Annotated in this window: 12 protein-coding genes and 1 pseudogene; 1 reads left to right on the top strand and 12 read right to left on the bottom strand. The window is 48.0% G+C overall.

Annotated elements, in window-relative coordinates; genetic code table 11:
• Positions 1 to 6: 6 nt before the first annotated feature.
• Genes A8806_RS00265 through polA form a run of 5 tightly spaced genes read right to left on the bottom strand, consistent with a single transcriptional unit; the run spans position 7 to position 5,737 of the window.
• On the bottom strand, positions 7 to 1,371 hold the full coding sequence (locus A8806_RS00265; protein ID WP_109729167.1) for a PFL family protein: 1,365 nt from the start codon (positions 1,369 to 1,371) through the stop codon (positions 7 to 9).
• Between the two features lie 42 nt (positions 1,372 to 1,413).
• Positions 1,414 to 1,686, bottom strand: coding sequence for an ACT domain-containing protein (locus A8806_RS00260; RefSeq protein WP_109729166.1), 273 nt, complete (start codon positions 1,684 to 1,686; stop codon positions 1,414 to 1,416).
• A 20-nt stretch (positions 1,687 to 1,706) separates the two neighbouring features.
• Entirely contained in the window at positions 1,707 to 2,504 is a 798-nt protein-coding gene (locus A8806_RS00255; protein ID WP_109729165.1) for an MBL fold metallo-hydrolase, read from the bottom strand.
• Positions 2,501 to 3,082: a dephospho-CoA kinase gene (coaE, locus tag A8806_RS00250; RefSeq protein WP_109729164.1), complete on the bottom strand. Its 582-nt coding sequence runs from the start codon at positions 3,080 to 3,082 to the stop codon at positions 2,501 to 2,503. The genes A8806_RS00255 and coaE overlap by 4 nt, the downstream gene beginning before the upstream one ends.
• A 39-nt stretch (positions 3,083 to 3,121) precedes the next feature.
• On the bottom strand, positions 3,122 to 5,737 hold the full coding sequence (polA, locus tag A8806_RS00245) for a DNA polymerase I (RefSeq protein WP_109729163.1): 2,616 nt from the start codon (positions 5,735 to 5,737) through the stop codon (positions 3,122 to 3,124).
• A 242-nt stretch (positions 5,738 to 5,979) separates the two neighbouring features.
• Here polA and A8806_RS00240 point away from each other — a divergent pair, with 242 nt between their 5' ends.
• The gene (locus tag A8806_RS00240; protein ID WP_109729162.1) at positions 5,980 to 6,597 is read left to right on the top strand and encodes an HAD family hydrolase; all 618 of its coding nucleotides are present in this window, start codon (positions 5,980 to 5,982) and stop codon (positions 6,595 to 6,597) included.
• Between the two features lie 117 nt (positions 6,598 to 6,714).
• Here A8806_RS00240 and trpA read toward each other — a convergent pair whose 3' ends face one another.
• The 7 genes and pseudogenes from trpA to trpE all read right to left on the bottom strand — a co-directional run bounded on the left by trpA (position 6,715) and on the right by trpE (position 13,270).
• Complete coding sequence (trpA, locus tag A8806_RS00235) at positions 6,715 to 7,494, bottom strand: tryptophan synthase subunit alpha (RefSeq protein ID WP_109729161.1); 780 nt, start codon at positions 7,492 to 7,494, stop codon at positions 6,715 to 6,717.
• Entirely contained in the window at positions 7,487 to 8,671 is a 1,185-nt protein-coding gene (trpB, locus tag A8806_RS00230; RefSeq protein ID WP_109729160.1) for a tryptophan synthase subunit beta, read from the bottom strand. Before trpB ends, trpA begins: the two co-directional genes overlap by 8 nt.
• Positions 8,649 to 9,272 carry a phosphoribosylanthranilate isomerase gene (locus A8806_RS00225; RefSeq protein WP_109729159.1) on the bottom strand — a complete coding sequence of 208 codons (624 nt, stop codon included), beginning with the start codon at positions 9,270 to 9,272 and terminating at the stop codon, positions 8,649 to 8,651. The genes trpB and A8806_RS00225 overlap by 23 nt, the downstream gene beginning before the upstream one ends.
• A gap of 99 nt (positions 9,273 to 9,371) precedes the next feature.
• A pseudogene (gene trpC, locus A8806_RS00220) lies at positions 9,372 to 10,172 on the bottom strand (indole-3-glycerol phosphate synthase TrpC).
• Between the two features lie 11 nt (positions 10,173 to 10,183).
• Complete coding sequence (trpD, locus tag A8806_RS00215; protein ID WP_109729812.1) at positions 10,184 to 11,200, bottom strand: anthranilate phosphoribosyltransferase; 1,017 nt, start codon at positions 11,198 to 11,200, stop codon at positions 10,184 to 10,186.
• Positions 11,193 to 11,795, bottom strand: coding sequence for an anthranilate synthase component II (locus A8806_RS00210; protein ID WP_109729158.1), 603 nt, complete (start codon positions 11,793 to 11,795; stop codon positions 11,193 to 11,195). The genes trpD and A8806_RS00210 overlap by 8 nt, the downstream gene beginning before the upstream one ends.
• Positions 11,792 to 13,270 carry an anthranilate synthase component I gene (gene trpE, locus A8806_RS00205; protein ID WP_109729157.1) on the bottom strand — a complete coding sequence of 493 codons (1,479 nt, stop codon included), beginning with the start codon at positions 13,268 to 13,270 and terminating at the stop codon, positions 11,792 to 11,794. The genes A8806_RS00210 and trpE overlap by 4 nt, the downstream gene beginning before the upstream one ends.
• Between the last annotated feature and the right edge of the window lie 506 nt (positions 13,271 to 13,776).

Below are 13,776 nucleotides of genomic sequence, written 5' to 3'. Positions count from 1 at the left end.
CCTGTTTTAGTTTTTGAAACTGTGTATTGGTGCAGGGATTCTGCCTGCCCTGCCTATAAACTCCTCACAACTGAATTCGTTTACCGGCATGATCGGAGCATAACCGAGGAGGCCGCCGAACTCTGCTGTCTCTCCCACATCTTTTCCGATTACCGGGATCAGGCGTACTGCCGTCGTCTTCTGGTTCACCATACCGATCGCCATCTCATCCGCAATGATGCCGGAAATGGTACCTGCTGTTGTTTTCCCCGGAATTGCTATCATATCTAATCCGACAGAGCATACGCATGTCATGGCCTCCAGCTTTTCAAGCGTCAGGGCGCCTACATTAACCGCGTCAATCATGCCCTGGTCTTCACTGACCGGGATAAATGCACCGCTTAAGCCGCCCACGTAGGAAGACGCCATAACGCCGCCCTTTTTCACCTGGTCATTGAGCATGGCCAGCGCCGCTGTTGTTCCGGGTGCACCAACTCTCTCCAGACCGATCTCCTCAAGAATCTCTGCCACACTGTCTCCCACTGACGGAGTCGGGGCCAGGGACAAGTCTACGATTCCGAATGGGACACCCAGTCTCTTGGACGCTTCCCCTGCAACAAGCTGGCCGACGCGGGTTACCTTGAAGGCAGTCTTTTTGATCGTCTCACAGAGTTCTTTGAACCCCTTTCCACGTACTTTTTCCAGAGCCTTTTTGACAACTCCGGGACCGCTGACACCAACATTAATAACCGCATCCGCCTCTGTAACACCTAAGAACGCACCAGCCATGAACGGGTTATCATCCGGTGCATTACAGAAAATCACGAGCTTTGCGCAGCCTAAAGAATCATTTTCTTTCGTTGCCTCGGCCGTATCCTTCACAATCTGCCCGCACAGGCGCACTGCATCCATGTTGATTCCTGTTTTTGTGGAGCCTACATTGACAGAACTGCAGATTCTCTCTGTCACTGCCAGTGCCTGAGGGATTGAACGGATCAGGTTCTCATCACTTTTTGTCATTCCTTTGGAAACAAGTGCGGAATATCCGCCGATAAAATTGACATCAACCTCTTTTGCCGCGCGGTCCAGTGTCTTTGCAATCGTCACAAAGTCTTCCGGGCTCTTGCATGCCGCGGCACCTATCAGCGAGATCGGGGTGATGGAGATTCTTTTATTTACAATCGGGATGCCAAACTCCCTTTCAATGTCATTTCCTGTAGATACCAGGTTCTTCGCCAGCCCGGTAACCTTTTCATATATCTTACGGTTCAGTTCGTTAAGATCAGAGTCGATACAGTCAAGCAGGCTGATCCCCAGAGTGATGGTACGGACATCCAGATTCTCCTGCTCAATCATTTTATTGGTTTCTGACACTTCATACATGTTAATCATAGTACTTTATCCTCGCATTCTACACTTCTTATCAGTTTCCTCTTACAGTCTGTGCATCTTCTCAAATATCTCTTCTCTCTGACAGCGGATATTTACACCGATCTCCTCACCGAGTGCTTCCATCTCATCGCAGACCAGTTTGAAATCTTTCTCGAGGCTGGTCACGTCCACGATCATCATCATATTAAAATATCCCTGGATGATCGTCTGGGAGATATCCAGAATGTTGATCTTATGTTCTGCCAGATATGTGCATACCTTTGCAGTAATTCCCACCGTATCTTTTCCTAAAACTGTTACAATACACTTCTTCATTTTCTCTTCCTCCTAAGCATTTAAACGGTAATAATCTCTGAAATCATATCTCTGTTGGCAACCGCCATATCGAGGTCTTCACCACGGTAATCATTGTCGCCGAGAGTTACTTCCAGTTTCACTGTCTCATAGGCAAGCTTCGCATAATTGTTCTCCTTGCTGAGATGTCCAAGCACGATGTGCTTCAAATTATCATGTAGTATATCACAAAGAAGCCGTCCTGACAATTCATTCGATAAATGCCCTTTATCTCCCATTACCCTCCGTTTCAGGTAATATGGGTAGGAACCGACTTCCAGCATATGTATGTCATGGTTTGCCTCCAGAAGCACTGCATCCAGATTCTGGAGCTTTTCTACCGTGTATTCATCATAAATTCCCAGGTCCGTCGCCACTGCAACCGATTTGCCCCCACAGTTCATCCTGTAGCCGGACGGCTCGTTTGCATCATGCGAAATGCGGAACGGATCTATGGTAATATCCCCCAGTGTGAAACTTTCATCCGTATGGATCGGGTTGAGAAGTCCTTCCGGCATCTTCCCCAGCGGGCCGTAGGACCGGATTCCCGCGATTGTTCCCGGTGTTGCATAGATCGGAATCTCATATTTCCGGCTGAAAACGCCCAGTCCCTGTATATGGTCCGAATGCTCATGGGTAATGAGAATCCCTTTCAGTTCATCTCCTTTAATATCCAGTTCTTTCAGGCCGGCATCAATCTTTTTTTTACTGATCCCCGTATCTACGAGCAGGTGTGTCTGGTCACTTCCCACGTAAATACAGTTCCCGCTGCTGCCGCTCGCAATGCTGCATAATCTCATATTCTTTCTCCTATTTGTTTCTTTGTATCTTCAAATGTCCCGCTGTTGTCAATCACCGTCCTGCAGGCTTGGCGGAACACATCCTCACTGGACTGGGCCGCCATCATACGGCTGATTTTTTCATCGGAATACCCCCTGGAATCTTTTAATCTTTTCCTTCTGACGTCTTCCCGTGCATAAATATACCATAACTCCGGACAGATGTCTTCATAACCTGCTTCCGGCAGAAGGGCCGCCTCAATCACGTAAAGCGGCACCTTCCTCTCTTCTTTTTCTATCATATCCCGTTCCACCCAGCGTTTTACCTCAGGATGGACGATCTCGTTTAAAATCTTCCGTTTTTCCTCATCCTGGAAAATAATGGAGGCCAGCTTCTGCCTGTCCAGTTCCCGGTCCTCACCCAGAATTCCGGTTCCAAACGCTTCTATAATCTTTTGATAACATATGCCGCCCTGCTTCTGGAGTTCTTTGGCTACCTCGTCCAGCTGGCAGACAACCGCCTTGTATTCTTTCTCTAAATAGTGCAGGACCTCACTCTTTCCCGAGCCTACACCTCCTGTGATTCCTAAGACTTTCATATGCGTTCTCCTGCACTGCCTGTGGTCGCAAAATGATGTTTATTTTGCTTCATACCAGTTCTCACCTGTGTGCATGTCCACGATCAGGGGCACATCCAGATCTGCGGCCTGTTCCATCTGCCGTTTCAGAATCTCCTGTACAGTCTCAAGCTCTTCCTTGTCAGCCTCGATTAAAAGCTCATCGTGTACCTGCAGGATCAGTTTTGACTTCAGGCCCTTTTCTTTCAGCTCCTTGTTTACCCCGATCATGGCAATTTTCATGATATCCGCCGCAGATCCCTGAATCGGGGCGTTCATGGCAACACGTTCTCCGAAGTTGCGCTGCATAAAATTACTTGATTTCAGCTCCGGCACGGGTCTTCTCCTGCCGAAAAGCGTTACTACATAGCCCTCTTCTTTGGCGTGGGCCACGGTATCATCCAGAAAACGTTTGATGCCCGGATAGGTTTCAAAGTAATTCTCGATATACTGGGCAGCCTCTTTCCTCGTGATACTCAAATCCTGGCTCAGTCCGAAGGAGCTGATCCCATATACGATCCCAAAATTTACTGCCTTCGCATTCCTGCGCTGCAGGTCGGTCACCTCATCAAATGGTGTGTGGAATACCTGTGATGCCGTCATCCGGTGAATATCCCTTGCCTCTTTGTATGCCTGGATCAACTGCTCGTCCCCGGAACAGTGGGCCAGTATACGCAGTTCGATCTGGGAATAATCGGCATCAATAAAGACACAGCCCTCCTTCGGTACGAATACCTTTCTGATCAGGCGCCCCAGTTCCATTCTCACCGGAATGTTCTGCAGATTGGGTTCCGTGCTGCTGATCCGTCCCGTAGCCGTGATTGTCTGGTTGAATTTTCCGTGGATTCTGCCATCGGAGGATATATATACCGCCAGTCCGTCCGCATAGGTTGACTTCAGTTTGGATAGCTGCCGGTACTCCAGCACCTTTTCCACAACAGGATAATCCGGTGCCAGTTTGTCAAGCACATCAGCGGCCGTGGAGTATCCTGTTTTTGTCTTCTTCCCGTTCGGAAGCTGCATATGGTCAAACAAAACGACACCAAGCTGCTTTGGAGAGTTAATGTTAAATGTCTCCCCCGCCATTTCATAAATCTCTTTTTCCAGTTCTACGATACGTGCGCCAAGCTGTTCCCCGTAGAACTTCAGCGCCTCTGCCTCAACCTGTATTCCCGCCTGTTCCATATCGAATAAGGTAAATACAAGCGGCATTTCAATATCTGTAAAGAGATGGTACATCCCCTCTGCCTGCATTTTCTCCGTCAGGGAGCCTGCAGCGGCATATGCCGTATAAGCCTCGTAGCAGGCTTTTGTCATCGGGTCAGCCTTCTCATCTATCATCAGGTTTAACTGTTCTCTGGCCACATCCTCATATGTGTAATCGTTCTTCAGAGGATTTAAAAGATAGGCGGCCACAGTCGCATCAAAACAGTTCTCCTGCTTTGTTATTTTAACAACCGGAAGATATTTTTTCAAATCAAACATAGAAAATGTCTGTACGTTTTCTGCAATATGCACCAGCCTTTCAAAGAGATAATCCATCTCCATATCAGGGCCGCAGACGATAGAATAGATCTTGTCCTTTCCATATGCAATAGTCAGCCTCCCATAGCCGGATGCGTGCGCAAACAGCGGAAGTACATTCCCGTTATCTTCTGTCAGTGCCGCTCCCACTGTACTGGCCTTTTCTGCCTCCTTAAAGACTTTCTCTGCCCTGTCTTTTTCGTTAATCTCTTTAAAATGGGACTCAATTTTATTGGAGGATGCCTCGACATCAAAACGGCTCAGGAGATTTTTAAACTGTAATTTCTGAAAATAATCGTGCGCCTCTTTTGTATACGGGTCGCCGTGTTTTGCGGCTTCCAGATGGAACTCGATGTCCGCATGGGTATTGATCGTAGCCAGTGTCTTGCTCATGCACGCCTGGTCCCAGTATTCCTGCAGGTTCTTGCTGGCTCTGGGCGGTTTTAACTCCGAGGCGTGGGCATATGCATTCTCGATGTTCCCGTACTCCATGATGATCTTTGTCGCCGTCTTTTCCCCGACTCCCGGAACACCCGGGATATTGTCGGATGCATCTCCCATCAGTGCTTTAACATCAATAAACTCAACCGGGGTCACCCCGTATTTTTCTTTTACATCCGAAGCATAGTAATCTTCAACCTCTGTCCTGCCCTGCTTTGTCTTCGGAATGCGGATCTTGACATGCTCTGTTGCCAGCTGCAGGGTATCCCTGTCACCTGATATAATCGCAACGTCCATCCCTTTTTCCTCGCAGATTCTGGAGATCGTTCCGAGAAGGTCGTCTGCCTCCAGACCTGCTTTCTCGATGATCTCGACATCCATTGCCCTGAGCACTTCCTTAATCACGGGAACCTGCTGTCTGAGTTCCTCCGCCATCGGCTTCCTCGTCCCCTTATATTCCGCATACATCTCATGGCGGAATGTGGGGGCATGTACGTCAAATGTCACCGTGAGATACTCCGGTTTCTCCTCGTCCAGAATCTTGAACAGGATATTTAAAAAACCATAAATAGCGTTCGTATGGAGTCCTTCCGAATTCGTCAGGTCCGGTACCCCATAGAACGCTCTGTTTAAAATGCTGTGGCCATCTATCAATACTATCTTTTCTCTCATCTTCTTTATTCTCCATTATCCGGTACCTGTGCTTTACCGGAAATCTTCATTAATCATATGATGTTGGGGCAAAATCCTTTTGACCCTGACATTATCATATTAGAGTATACACTAAAATCTTTCTTTTTAAAAGGCCATTTTTATGTTATGATGAAAAGTAGATTTTTTAATAGGTGCTGCAGAATGCTTTTCCCTGCACACAGTATCATTCAATTTTAGTGACAGAAAGGAATCGAATCTATATGGACGGAATTATTTTTGATGTAGACGGCACACTGTGGAATTCCACGGATACTGTAGCCGAATCATGGAATCAGGCTATTGCCGCGCACTCCAATCTGGATGTCAGGATTGACGGTGATATGCTGAAAAATTTGTTTGGAAAACCAATGGATGAGATATATGATGCCGTTTTCCCCGAGCTCTCCGAAGAAGAGCAGCAGAAACTCGGAGATCTCTGTTTTGAGTATGAAAATAAGCTTCTGGAGACAAAGCCCGGGATTCTGTACGAAGGCGTTGCTGAAACGCTGCGGGCTCTTTCTGAAAAAACGGATCTTTATATCGTCAGCAATTGTCAGTGCGGCTATATTGAAGTGTTTATGAAGACTTCCGGCCTTAAGGATGTAATTAAGGACCATCTCTGTTTCGGTGACACACTTACTTCCAAAGGCCAGACAATCCTGACACTAATGGGCCGCCACGGGCTGAAGGATGTTGTTTATGTGGGGGATACCCTGGGGGATTACCAGGCATGCCAGGAGGCCGGGATTCCTTTTATCTTCACGGAATATGGCTTCGGTGAGGTTCCTCAGGCAGATGACAGAATAAGCAGGATTGCGGAACTGCTGTCACGTTTTTAAAACCTTTTTATTCTCTCTCTTATAGAGCAGTCAGGGATTGCTGAAATGTTTGTCATGACTTTCAGGCAATCCCTTTTTGTTTCATCCTAATCTGCCGGGAATGGATTCCGCATTTCATTACTCTGCGCTTTTTACGGCCGCTTTCATTGTTTTTACATATTCCCGCAGTGCTTCTTCAGCATGGTCTTTATGTTTCTCTATTAATTTCACGATCGCGCTGCCGACGATTGCCCCGTCGGAGGCAGCAGCCATTGTTTCTGCCTGATCGGGCGTGCTGATGCCGAACCCGACTGCTGCCGGAATATCGGTCACTTCTCTAATAGAAGAAACGATGGCCGGGATATCGGTCTCGATATTGTTTCTCACGCCGGTCACACCCATCGATGATACGATATACAGAAAGCCCTTTGCTTCTTTAGCAATCATCTGTATCCGCTGTCTGGATGTCGGTGCAATCATGGAAATCACATCTACCCCGTGGGTTTTAGCGATTTCAGCAAGATCTCCCTTTTCCTCGTAGGGAAGGTCCGGGATGATGATGCCGTCCACTCCCAGTTCCTCACATTTTTCGAAAAACGCCTCGTACCCGTAATGGAAAACCGGGTTTAAGTAGGTCAAAAAGACAAGCGGGATCTGGCTTTTCCTGCGCACTTCCTCCACAATACCGAAGACGCCGTCCGTCGTCATTCCCCTGCTTAATGCGCGGATGTTCGCTTCCTGTATGACTGGCCCCTCTGCCGTAGGATCGGAAAACGGGATTCCGATTTCAATCAGATCTGCACCGGCTTCTTCCATTGCCAGAATGTAGTCTGCTGTTTTTTCGGCTGATGGGTCGCCCGCTGTCAGGAATGCTATGAATGCTTTTCCGCCGGCAAATGCATTTTTTATCTTACTCATGAATATCTACCCCCTTATATCTTGCGATTGCCGCAACATCTTTGTCTCCGCGTCCTGACAGACAGATGATCATAGACTCATCTTTCCCCATCAGCGGTGCGATTTTTCTTGCATGTGCGATTGCATGCGCACTCTCAATCGCACAGATGATGCCCTCTGTTCTTGCCAGATACTCGAATGATTCGACTGCCTCGTCATCCGTCACCGGCACATACTCGGCACGGCCGGAATCTCTTAAGTAGGCATGTTCCGGTCCGATCCCCGGATAGTCCAGACCAGCGGAAATGGAGTATACCGAGGCAATCTGCCCGTACTCATCCTGACAGAAATAAGATTTCATCCCGTGGAATACACCCAGTGTCCCTTTTGCCATCGTAGCCGCATGCTGGTCTGTGTCGATTCCCTTTCCGGCCGCCTCACAGCCGATCAGCCTCACACTCTCATCCCTGATAAAGTTGTAGAACATTCCCATCGCATTGCTGCCGCCTCCAACACAGGCAAGCACTGCCGCCGGAAGTTTTCCTTCCGCAGATAAAATCTGGGCCCTTGCCTCCTGACTGATGACGCTCTGGAAGTCTCTGACGATCATTGGGAAAGGGTGCGGCCCCATAACGGAACCTAATACATAATGTGTATCGGATACCCGGTTCGTCCACTCACGCATCGTCTCATTGACTGCATCTTTCAGTGTCTGGGTGCCGCTGGTCACTGCATGGACTTTTGCCCCTAAGAGTTCCATCCTGTATACATTCAGCGCCTGACGGTCTGTATCCTCTTTTCCCATGAACACTTCACATTCCATCCCAAGAAGCGCTGCAGCCGTCGCCGTGGCTACCCCGTGCTGTCCTGCACCAGTCTCAGCAATCACGCGGGTCTTGCCCATCTTTTTCGCGAGAAGCACCTGACCGAGCACATTATTGATTTTATGGGAGCCTGTGTGGTTTAAATCCTCCCGTTTCAGGTAGATTTTCGCCCCGCCCAGATCCTTCGTCATCTTCTCCGCATAATACAAGAGAGACGGGCGTCCTGCATACTCATTCAGTAATTTTTTCAGTTCTTGTTTGAACTGTGGGTCCTTTTTGTAATACTCGTACTGTTCCTCCAGATGAATCAATTCATTCATTAATGTTTCGGAGATGTACTGCCCTCCGAATTCACCGTATCTTCCTTTCGACATTTCGAATCCTCCTGACTGCTTCTTCTATTTTTTTCCTATCCTTTTTCCCATCTGTCTCTACCCCGCTGCTCATATCCACACCATAAGGGTGCACCTTGAGAGCCGCTTCGGCCACGTTTTCCGGGGTCAGCCCTCCTGCAAGGAAGAAAGGCTTTTCAACCCGTGTAATCCTGCCGTAATCAAACTGCTGCCCAGTCCCTCCTGCCCCGCTGTCCAATAGCAGAAAATCAACCCGGCTTGCATCCCACATACGGAGTTCCTGCGAAAAGCGGTCCCCTGTCATAGAAACTGCCTTCACCACAGGGACATCACAGCGGTACTTTAACTTCTCCATGAACGCCACACTCTCTGAGCCGTGGAGCTGTACAAGATCGATCACCTGCTTCTGCACCAGATCCACAATATTCTCCAGTGTCTCATCCACAAACACGCCCGCCGCGCGAATCCCCTGATCCAGCCGATTTTTTAACTCAAGGGCCGTCTGGGGAGAGACATACCTCCGGCTTTTCGGGGCAAAAACAAATCCAATCATATCCGGGCGGTTTCCATTCACCGCATCAATATCTTCCGGGCGGCTCAAGCCGCAAATCTTAATCTTCATAAAGCCTCCCTGACTACTAAAATCAGAATATTCTGAATATGGACCGCAAAGGGGTCTGACCCTCCTGCAGAGGGGTCAGACCCCTTTGCGGTTCTTCCATTATCCACGAAATTCACCCAGCATTTTTTTCTTATTGTCTGACCGCATCAGTGTTTCTCCGATCAGCACGGCATCTGTTCCGTTTTCCTTCAGGCGTCTGACATCTTCCGGCGATTTGATTCCGCTTTCGGATACATACAGTACGTCTTTGGGCACCAGTCTTCTGAGCCGCTCACTCGTATGGATATCAACCTAGAATGTCTTCAGGTCCCGGTTGTTGACACCGATAATTCTGGCCCCGCATGCCAGTGCCCTTCTTACTTCTTCCTCTGTATGCGCCTCTACCAGAGCGGACAGTCCCAGTTCCTGTGCTATTTCCATATATGTCATAAGCTGCCTGTCATCTAATATGGCGCAGATCAGCAGGACTGCGGATGCCCCGATACACTTTGCCTCATACAGCATATACGCATCTACTGTAAAATCTTTTCTCAGGATTGGAATATTAACCGCACGCTCTATCTCTTTCAGATAATCGTCGCTTCCCTGGAAATAAAACGGTTCTGTCAGCACGGAGAGTGCAGATGCGCCTGCCTGCTCGTATTCTCTTGCTATCTCCCTGTAAGGAAATTCTTCTGCAATCACACCTTTGGAGGGTGACGCTTTTTTTACTTCGCATATAAAAGAGATACCTTCCCGGGCCAGTGCCTTCTCGAACGGGAAGGGAAATATCCCCCCGTTTCTTTCCTTCTCTGTCCCGGCCAGCAGGTATGCCTTTTCCTTCAATTCTTCTTCGGAAACCTGCTGCCTCCTTTTTTGGATTCTTTCCCTCGTTTTTTCTGCTATTTCCTCCAGTATCATATCAGCCACCTCTAGTCTTCTTCATTGGAACAGCGAATGAACTCTTCCAGTTTCTGAAGTGCCTTCCCGCTGTCGATAGTTTCTCCGGCAAGTCTGACGCCATCTTTGAGCGTATCTGCCTTTCCGGCCACATACAGGGCCGCTCCGGCATTCAGCAGCACGGCGCTTCGTTTTGCACCGGTTTCTTTTCCATTCAGAATCGCCCTTGTGATTTCTGCATTCATCTTTGGTGTTCCACCCAACAGTTCGTTTTTATCACTGCGACGGAAGCCAAACTCTTCCGGGGTGATGGTGTATGAATGGAACTCCCCGTCCTTGATCTCGCAAACGGTTGTGGGGGCACTCATGGAGATTTCATCCAGCTGGTCCTGACCGTATACAACCATCGCATTTTTTACCCCCAGTTTGGATAATACCCTTGCCAGCGGCTCTACAAGTGCCTCTTCATATACACCCATGACTTCCATATTAGCGCCTGCCGGATTGGCAAGTGGTCCGAGGATATTAAAAATGGTTCTGATTCCCAGTTCCTTTCTGACAGGGGCCACATATTTCATTGCTATATGATAATTCTGGGCAAACAAGAAGCAAATTCCGATTTTTTCCAGAAGCTTCGCACTCTTTTCCGGTGGAATGTTGATCTTTACCCCTAACTCTTCCAGAACATCTGCCGCACCACATTTACTGGATGCCGCCCTGTTTCCGTGTTTTGCTACAGGCACACCTGCCGCTGCAATGACAAGTGCGGATGTCGTGGAAATGTTAAAGGAATTGGCTCCGTCTCCCCCGGTGCCGACGATTTCCAGTGCATCCACGTTATGGAGCAGTTTCACACAGTGTTCACGCATATCAGCGGCGGATGCTGTGATTTCATCAATTGTCTCCCCCTTTAAGCTCATGGCTGTCAGGTAGGAACTCATCTGTACATCGCTCGCCTCCCCGCTCATGATCTCATCCATCACCTGATATGCCTCCCCATAGGTCAGGTTTTCTCTTTTTGCCAGCTTTAAAATTGCCTCTTTAATCATCATGTCTTACTTCCTTTCCGCTTTTCTTTTCTATATTTAAAAAGTTGTGTATGATTTCAGAACCGTCCGGCGTCAGAATGGACTCTGGGTGGAACTGGAGTCCGTATACCGGATATTCTTTATGTTCAACTGCCATAATTTCCCCGTCCGTTGTCCTTGCAGTCACTTTCAGCATGCATGGAAACCCTTCTTCACTGACTGCAAGGGAATGGTATCTGGCAACAGGAATCTGCTCCTTCATTCCTCTGAACAATCTGCTCTCTCTGTTTAAACATACCTTTGATGTCTTTCCGTGCATCAGTTCCTTCGCGTATGTCACTTCTGCCCCGAATGCCTGGCAGATGGACTGGTGTCCAAGACATACACCCAAAACAGGGATTTCCCTGTATAACTGCTTCACCACTTCCACACAGACTCCTGCGTCTTCCGGTCTTCCCGGCCCCGGGGAAAGCACGATATAATCCGGGTTCATCTCCCGTATTTCCCCTACCGTCTTTTCATCGTTACGGATCACCTGTATATCTTTGCATTCCGCCCCAAGAAGCTGGTACAGGTTAAAAGAAAAACTGTCATAGTTATCTATCAGTAATATCATTCTTCCATCCCCTCTCCCGCTCTTTCGATCGCGTTTGTCACCGCTTTTGCCTTATTGATGCACTCCTGATATTCCATCTCCGGCTCACTGTCTGCCACGATTCCTGCGCCGGAACACACATATACCTTGCTGCCCTTTGCATAGGCCATGCGGATCGCTATACAGGTATCCAGATTTCCGGTGAAGTCAATGTACCCGACTGCACCTCCGTAAATTCCACGTTTCAGATCCTCCAACTCATTAATAATCTCACATGCCCTGATTTTTGGAGCGCCCGACAAAGTCCCGGCCGGGAGAATTGCATCGACCGTATCCATGAAATCTTTATCATCCCTGATTTCTCCGCTGACCGTAGAGCCGATGTGCATCACATGGGAAAAGCGTTCAATGCTCTGGTATTTTTCAAGCTGCACCGTGCCAATCCTGCTGATCTTCCCGATGTCGTTTCTCCCTAAATCCACCAGCATATTGTGCTCCGCCAGTTCCTTTTCATCCGCCAGCAGTTCTTTTTCCAGCCTGATGTCTTCCAAAATCGTCTCTCCTCTCTTTCGTGTCCCAGCCAGAGGAAACGTATGGAGCGTTTTATCCTCCAATTTCACAAGCGTCTCCGGCGATGCACCTGCAATTTCAATATCATTACTGGAAAAATAGAACATATACGGGGACGGATTCGTGCTTCTTAACACTCTGTAGACATCCAGAATACTGCCTTCCATCTCCGCCTCCAGCCGGTTCGACAAAACAATCTGAAAAATATCCCCCTCATAGATATACTGCTTCGCAGTTTCAACCATGCCGCAGTATTTTTCTTTCGTAAAATGCGGCTGAAAACCACTTTTCAGATGCAGCGGAACATGCTCTTTCATTTCCCCAGCCTGCACGATTTCTTTCAGTCTCTCCAGTCTTTCGCATGCTTTCTCATACTCGTTTTCAAGATTTCCATTCAAAGGCATATTCACAACAAAAACAATTTTCTGCCTAAGGTGGTCAAACGCAATTACCTGATCAAACAGCATCAGATCCACATCCCTGAAATGCGCCTCATCCTTCGCATCCAGCTTCAGTGTTGGTTCCACATACTTGATATAATCATAAGAAAAATATCCTACAAGACCTCCCGTAAAAGAAGGAAGCCCTTCCACCTTCGGCGCCCTGTGGTCCCGGATCACCTTTCGGATATATTCTCCCGGCCTGGCGGTCTCAACCTCTGTAACATCGCCATTCTTAATACAGAGCCTCCCGTTCCGGCAGCTGATTTCCATCGTTGGTTCAAAGCCCAGAAAACTATAACGCCCCCATCGCTTCGCATCCTCCGCGCTCTCCAGCATATAACAGTGTTCACTGACATTCTTCAACTTCCTCAAAACACTGATGGGAGTATACATATCAGAAAACATCTCCATACTGACCGGCATCGTGCGAAAATCCCCTGCTGCCGCTAACTCAATTGCCTGTTTCAAATCCGGATAAGTCATATAGTTCTCCTTTCTGGGGACGTAATATTTCTTAGGTTTACTACGTCCCTAATTAAGTTTTGCCCTGTACCTAAGTGAAGATTGCCCTGTACCTAAACGTATCTTACACTTGTCAGAGATTCTTTTTTATTTAATAAGCAATCTTATCGTATCGCCATTCAGTGTTTAAGGCCCTCTGTTTTTTGAACATAGTAGAATTCTAAGAGAATTTTCTAAATAACAAAAAATCCGCCCATGACATTACGCAATTCGTGTAATGTCAAGGACGGATTGAATCATCAATTCGCGGTGCCACCTTGATTCACAGACTAATTCTGTGCACTTAGCAAGATACTATCATATCTCCGGCGACTTACGTACGCCCATACGTCATGCTATACTCGGCAGTTATACCTTTCCCCCATGCCCTCAGCGGTCCATTTAACAAACTGCGTTTACCTGAATCCCACCACCTCAGGCTCTCTGTGAATGCACGATATGTTTTTATCTCCGCTTCAACGGTTTAG

This window comes from Faecalicatena orotica (assembly GCF_003149245.1).
GTDB lineage: Bacteria > Bacillota > Clostridia > Lachnospirales > Lachnospiraceae > Faecalicatena_A > Faecalicatena_A orotica.
This window is presented reverse-complemented; position numbering and strand designations above follow the sequence as displayed.

What these genes read in the sequence shown, in the direction of transcription:
- A8806_RS00265 (WP_109729167.1), bottom strand. Translation starts at nt 1,371, where the DNA reads ATGATTAACATGTATGAAGTGTCAGAAACCAATAAAATGATTGAGCAG.
- A8806_RS00260 (WP_109729166.1), bottom strand. Translation starts at nt 1,686, where the DNA reads ATGAAGAAGTGTATTGTAACAGTTTTAGGAAAAGATACGGTGGGAATT.
- A8806_RS00255 (WP_109729165.1), bottom strand. Translation starts at nt 2,504, where the DNA reads ATGAGATTATGCAGCATTGCGAGCGGCAGCAGCGGGAACTGTATTTAC.
- coaE (WP_109729164.1), bottom strand. Translation starts at nt 3,082, where the DNA reads ATGAAAGTCTTAGGAATCACAGGAGGTGTAGGCTCGGGAAAGAGTGAG.
- polA (WP_109729163.1), bottom strand. Translation starts at nt 5,737, where the DNA reads ATGAGAGAAAAGATAGTATTGATAGATGGCCACAGCATTTTAAACAGA.
- A8806_RS00240 (WP_109729162.1), top strand. Translation starts at nt 5,980, where the DNA reads ATGGACGGAATTATTTTTGATGTAGACGGCACACTGTGGAATTCCACG.
- trpA (WP_109729161.1), bottom strand. Translation starts at nt 7,494, where the DNA reads ATGAGTAAGATAAAAAATGCATTTGCCGGCGGAAAAGCATTCATAGCA.
- trpB (WP_109729160.1), bottom strand. Translation starts at nt 8,671, where the DNA reads ATGTCGAAAGGAAGATACGGTGAATTCGGAGGGCAGTACATCTCCGAA.
- A8806_RS00225 (WP_109729159.1), bottom strand. Translation starts at nt 9,272, where the DNA reads ATGAAGATTAAGATTTGCGGCTTGAGCCGCCCGGAAGATATTGATGCG.
- trpD (WP_109729812.1), bottom strand. Translation starts at nt 11,200, where the DNA reads ATGATTAAAGAGGCAATTTTAAAGCTGGCAAAAAGAGAAAACCTGACC.
- A8806_RS00210 (WP_109729158.1), bottom strand. Translation starts at nt 11,795, where the DNA reads ATGATATTACTGATAGATAACTATGACAGTTTTTCTTTTAACCTGTAC.
- trpE (WP_109729157.1), bottom strand. Translation starts at nt 13,270, where the DNA reads ATGACTTATCCGGATTTGAAACAGGCAATTGAGTTAGCGGCAGCAGGG.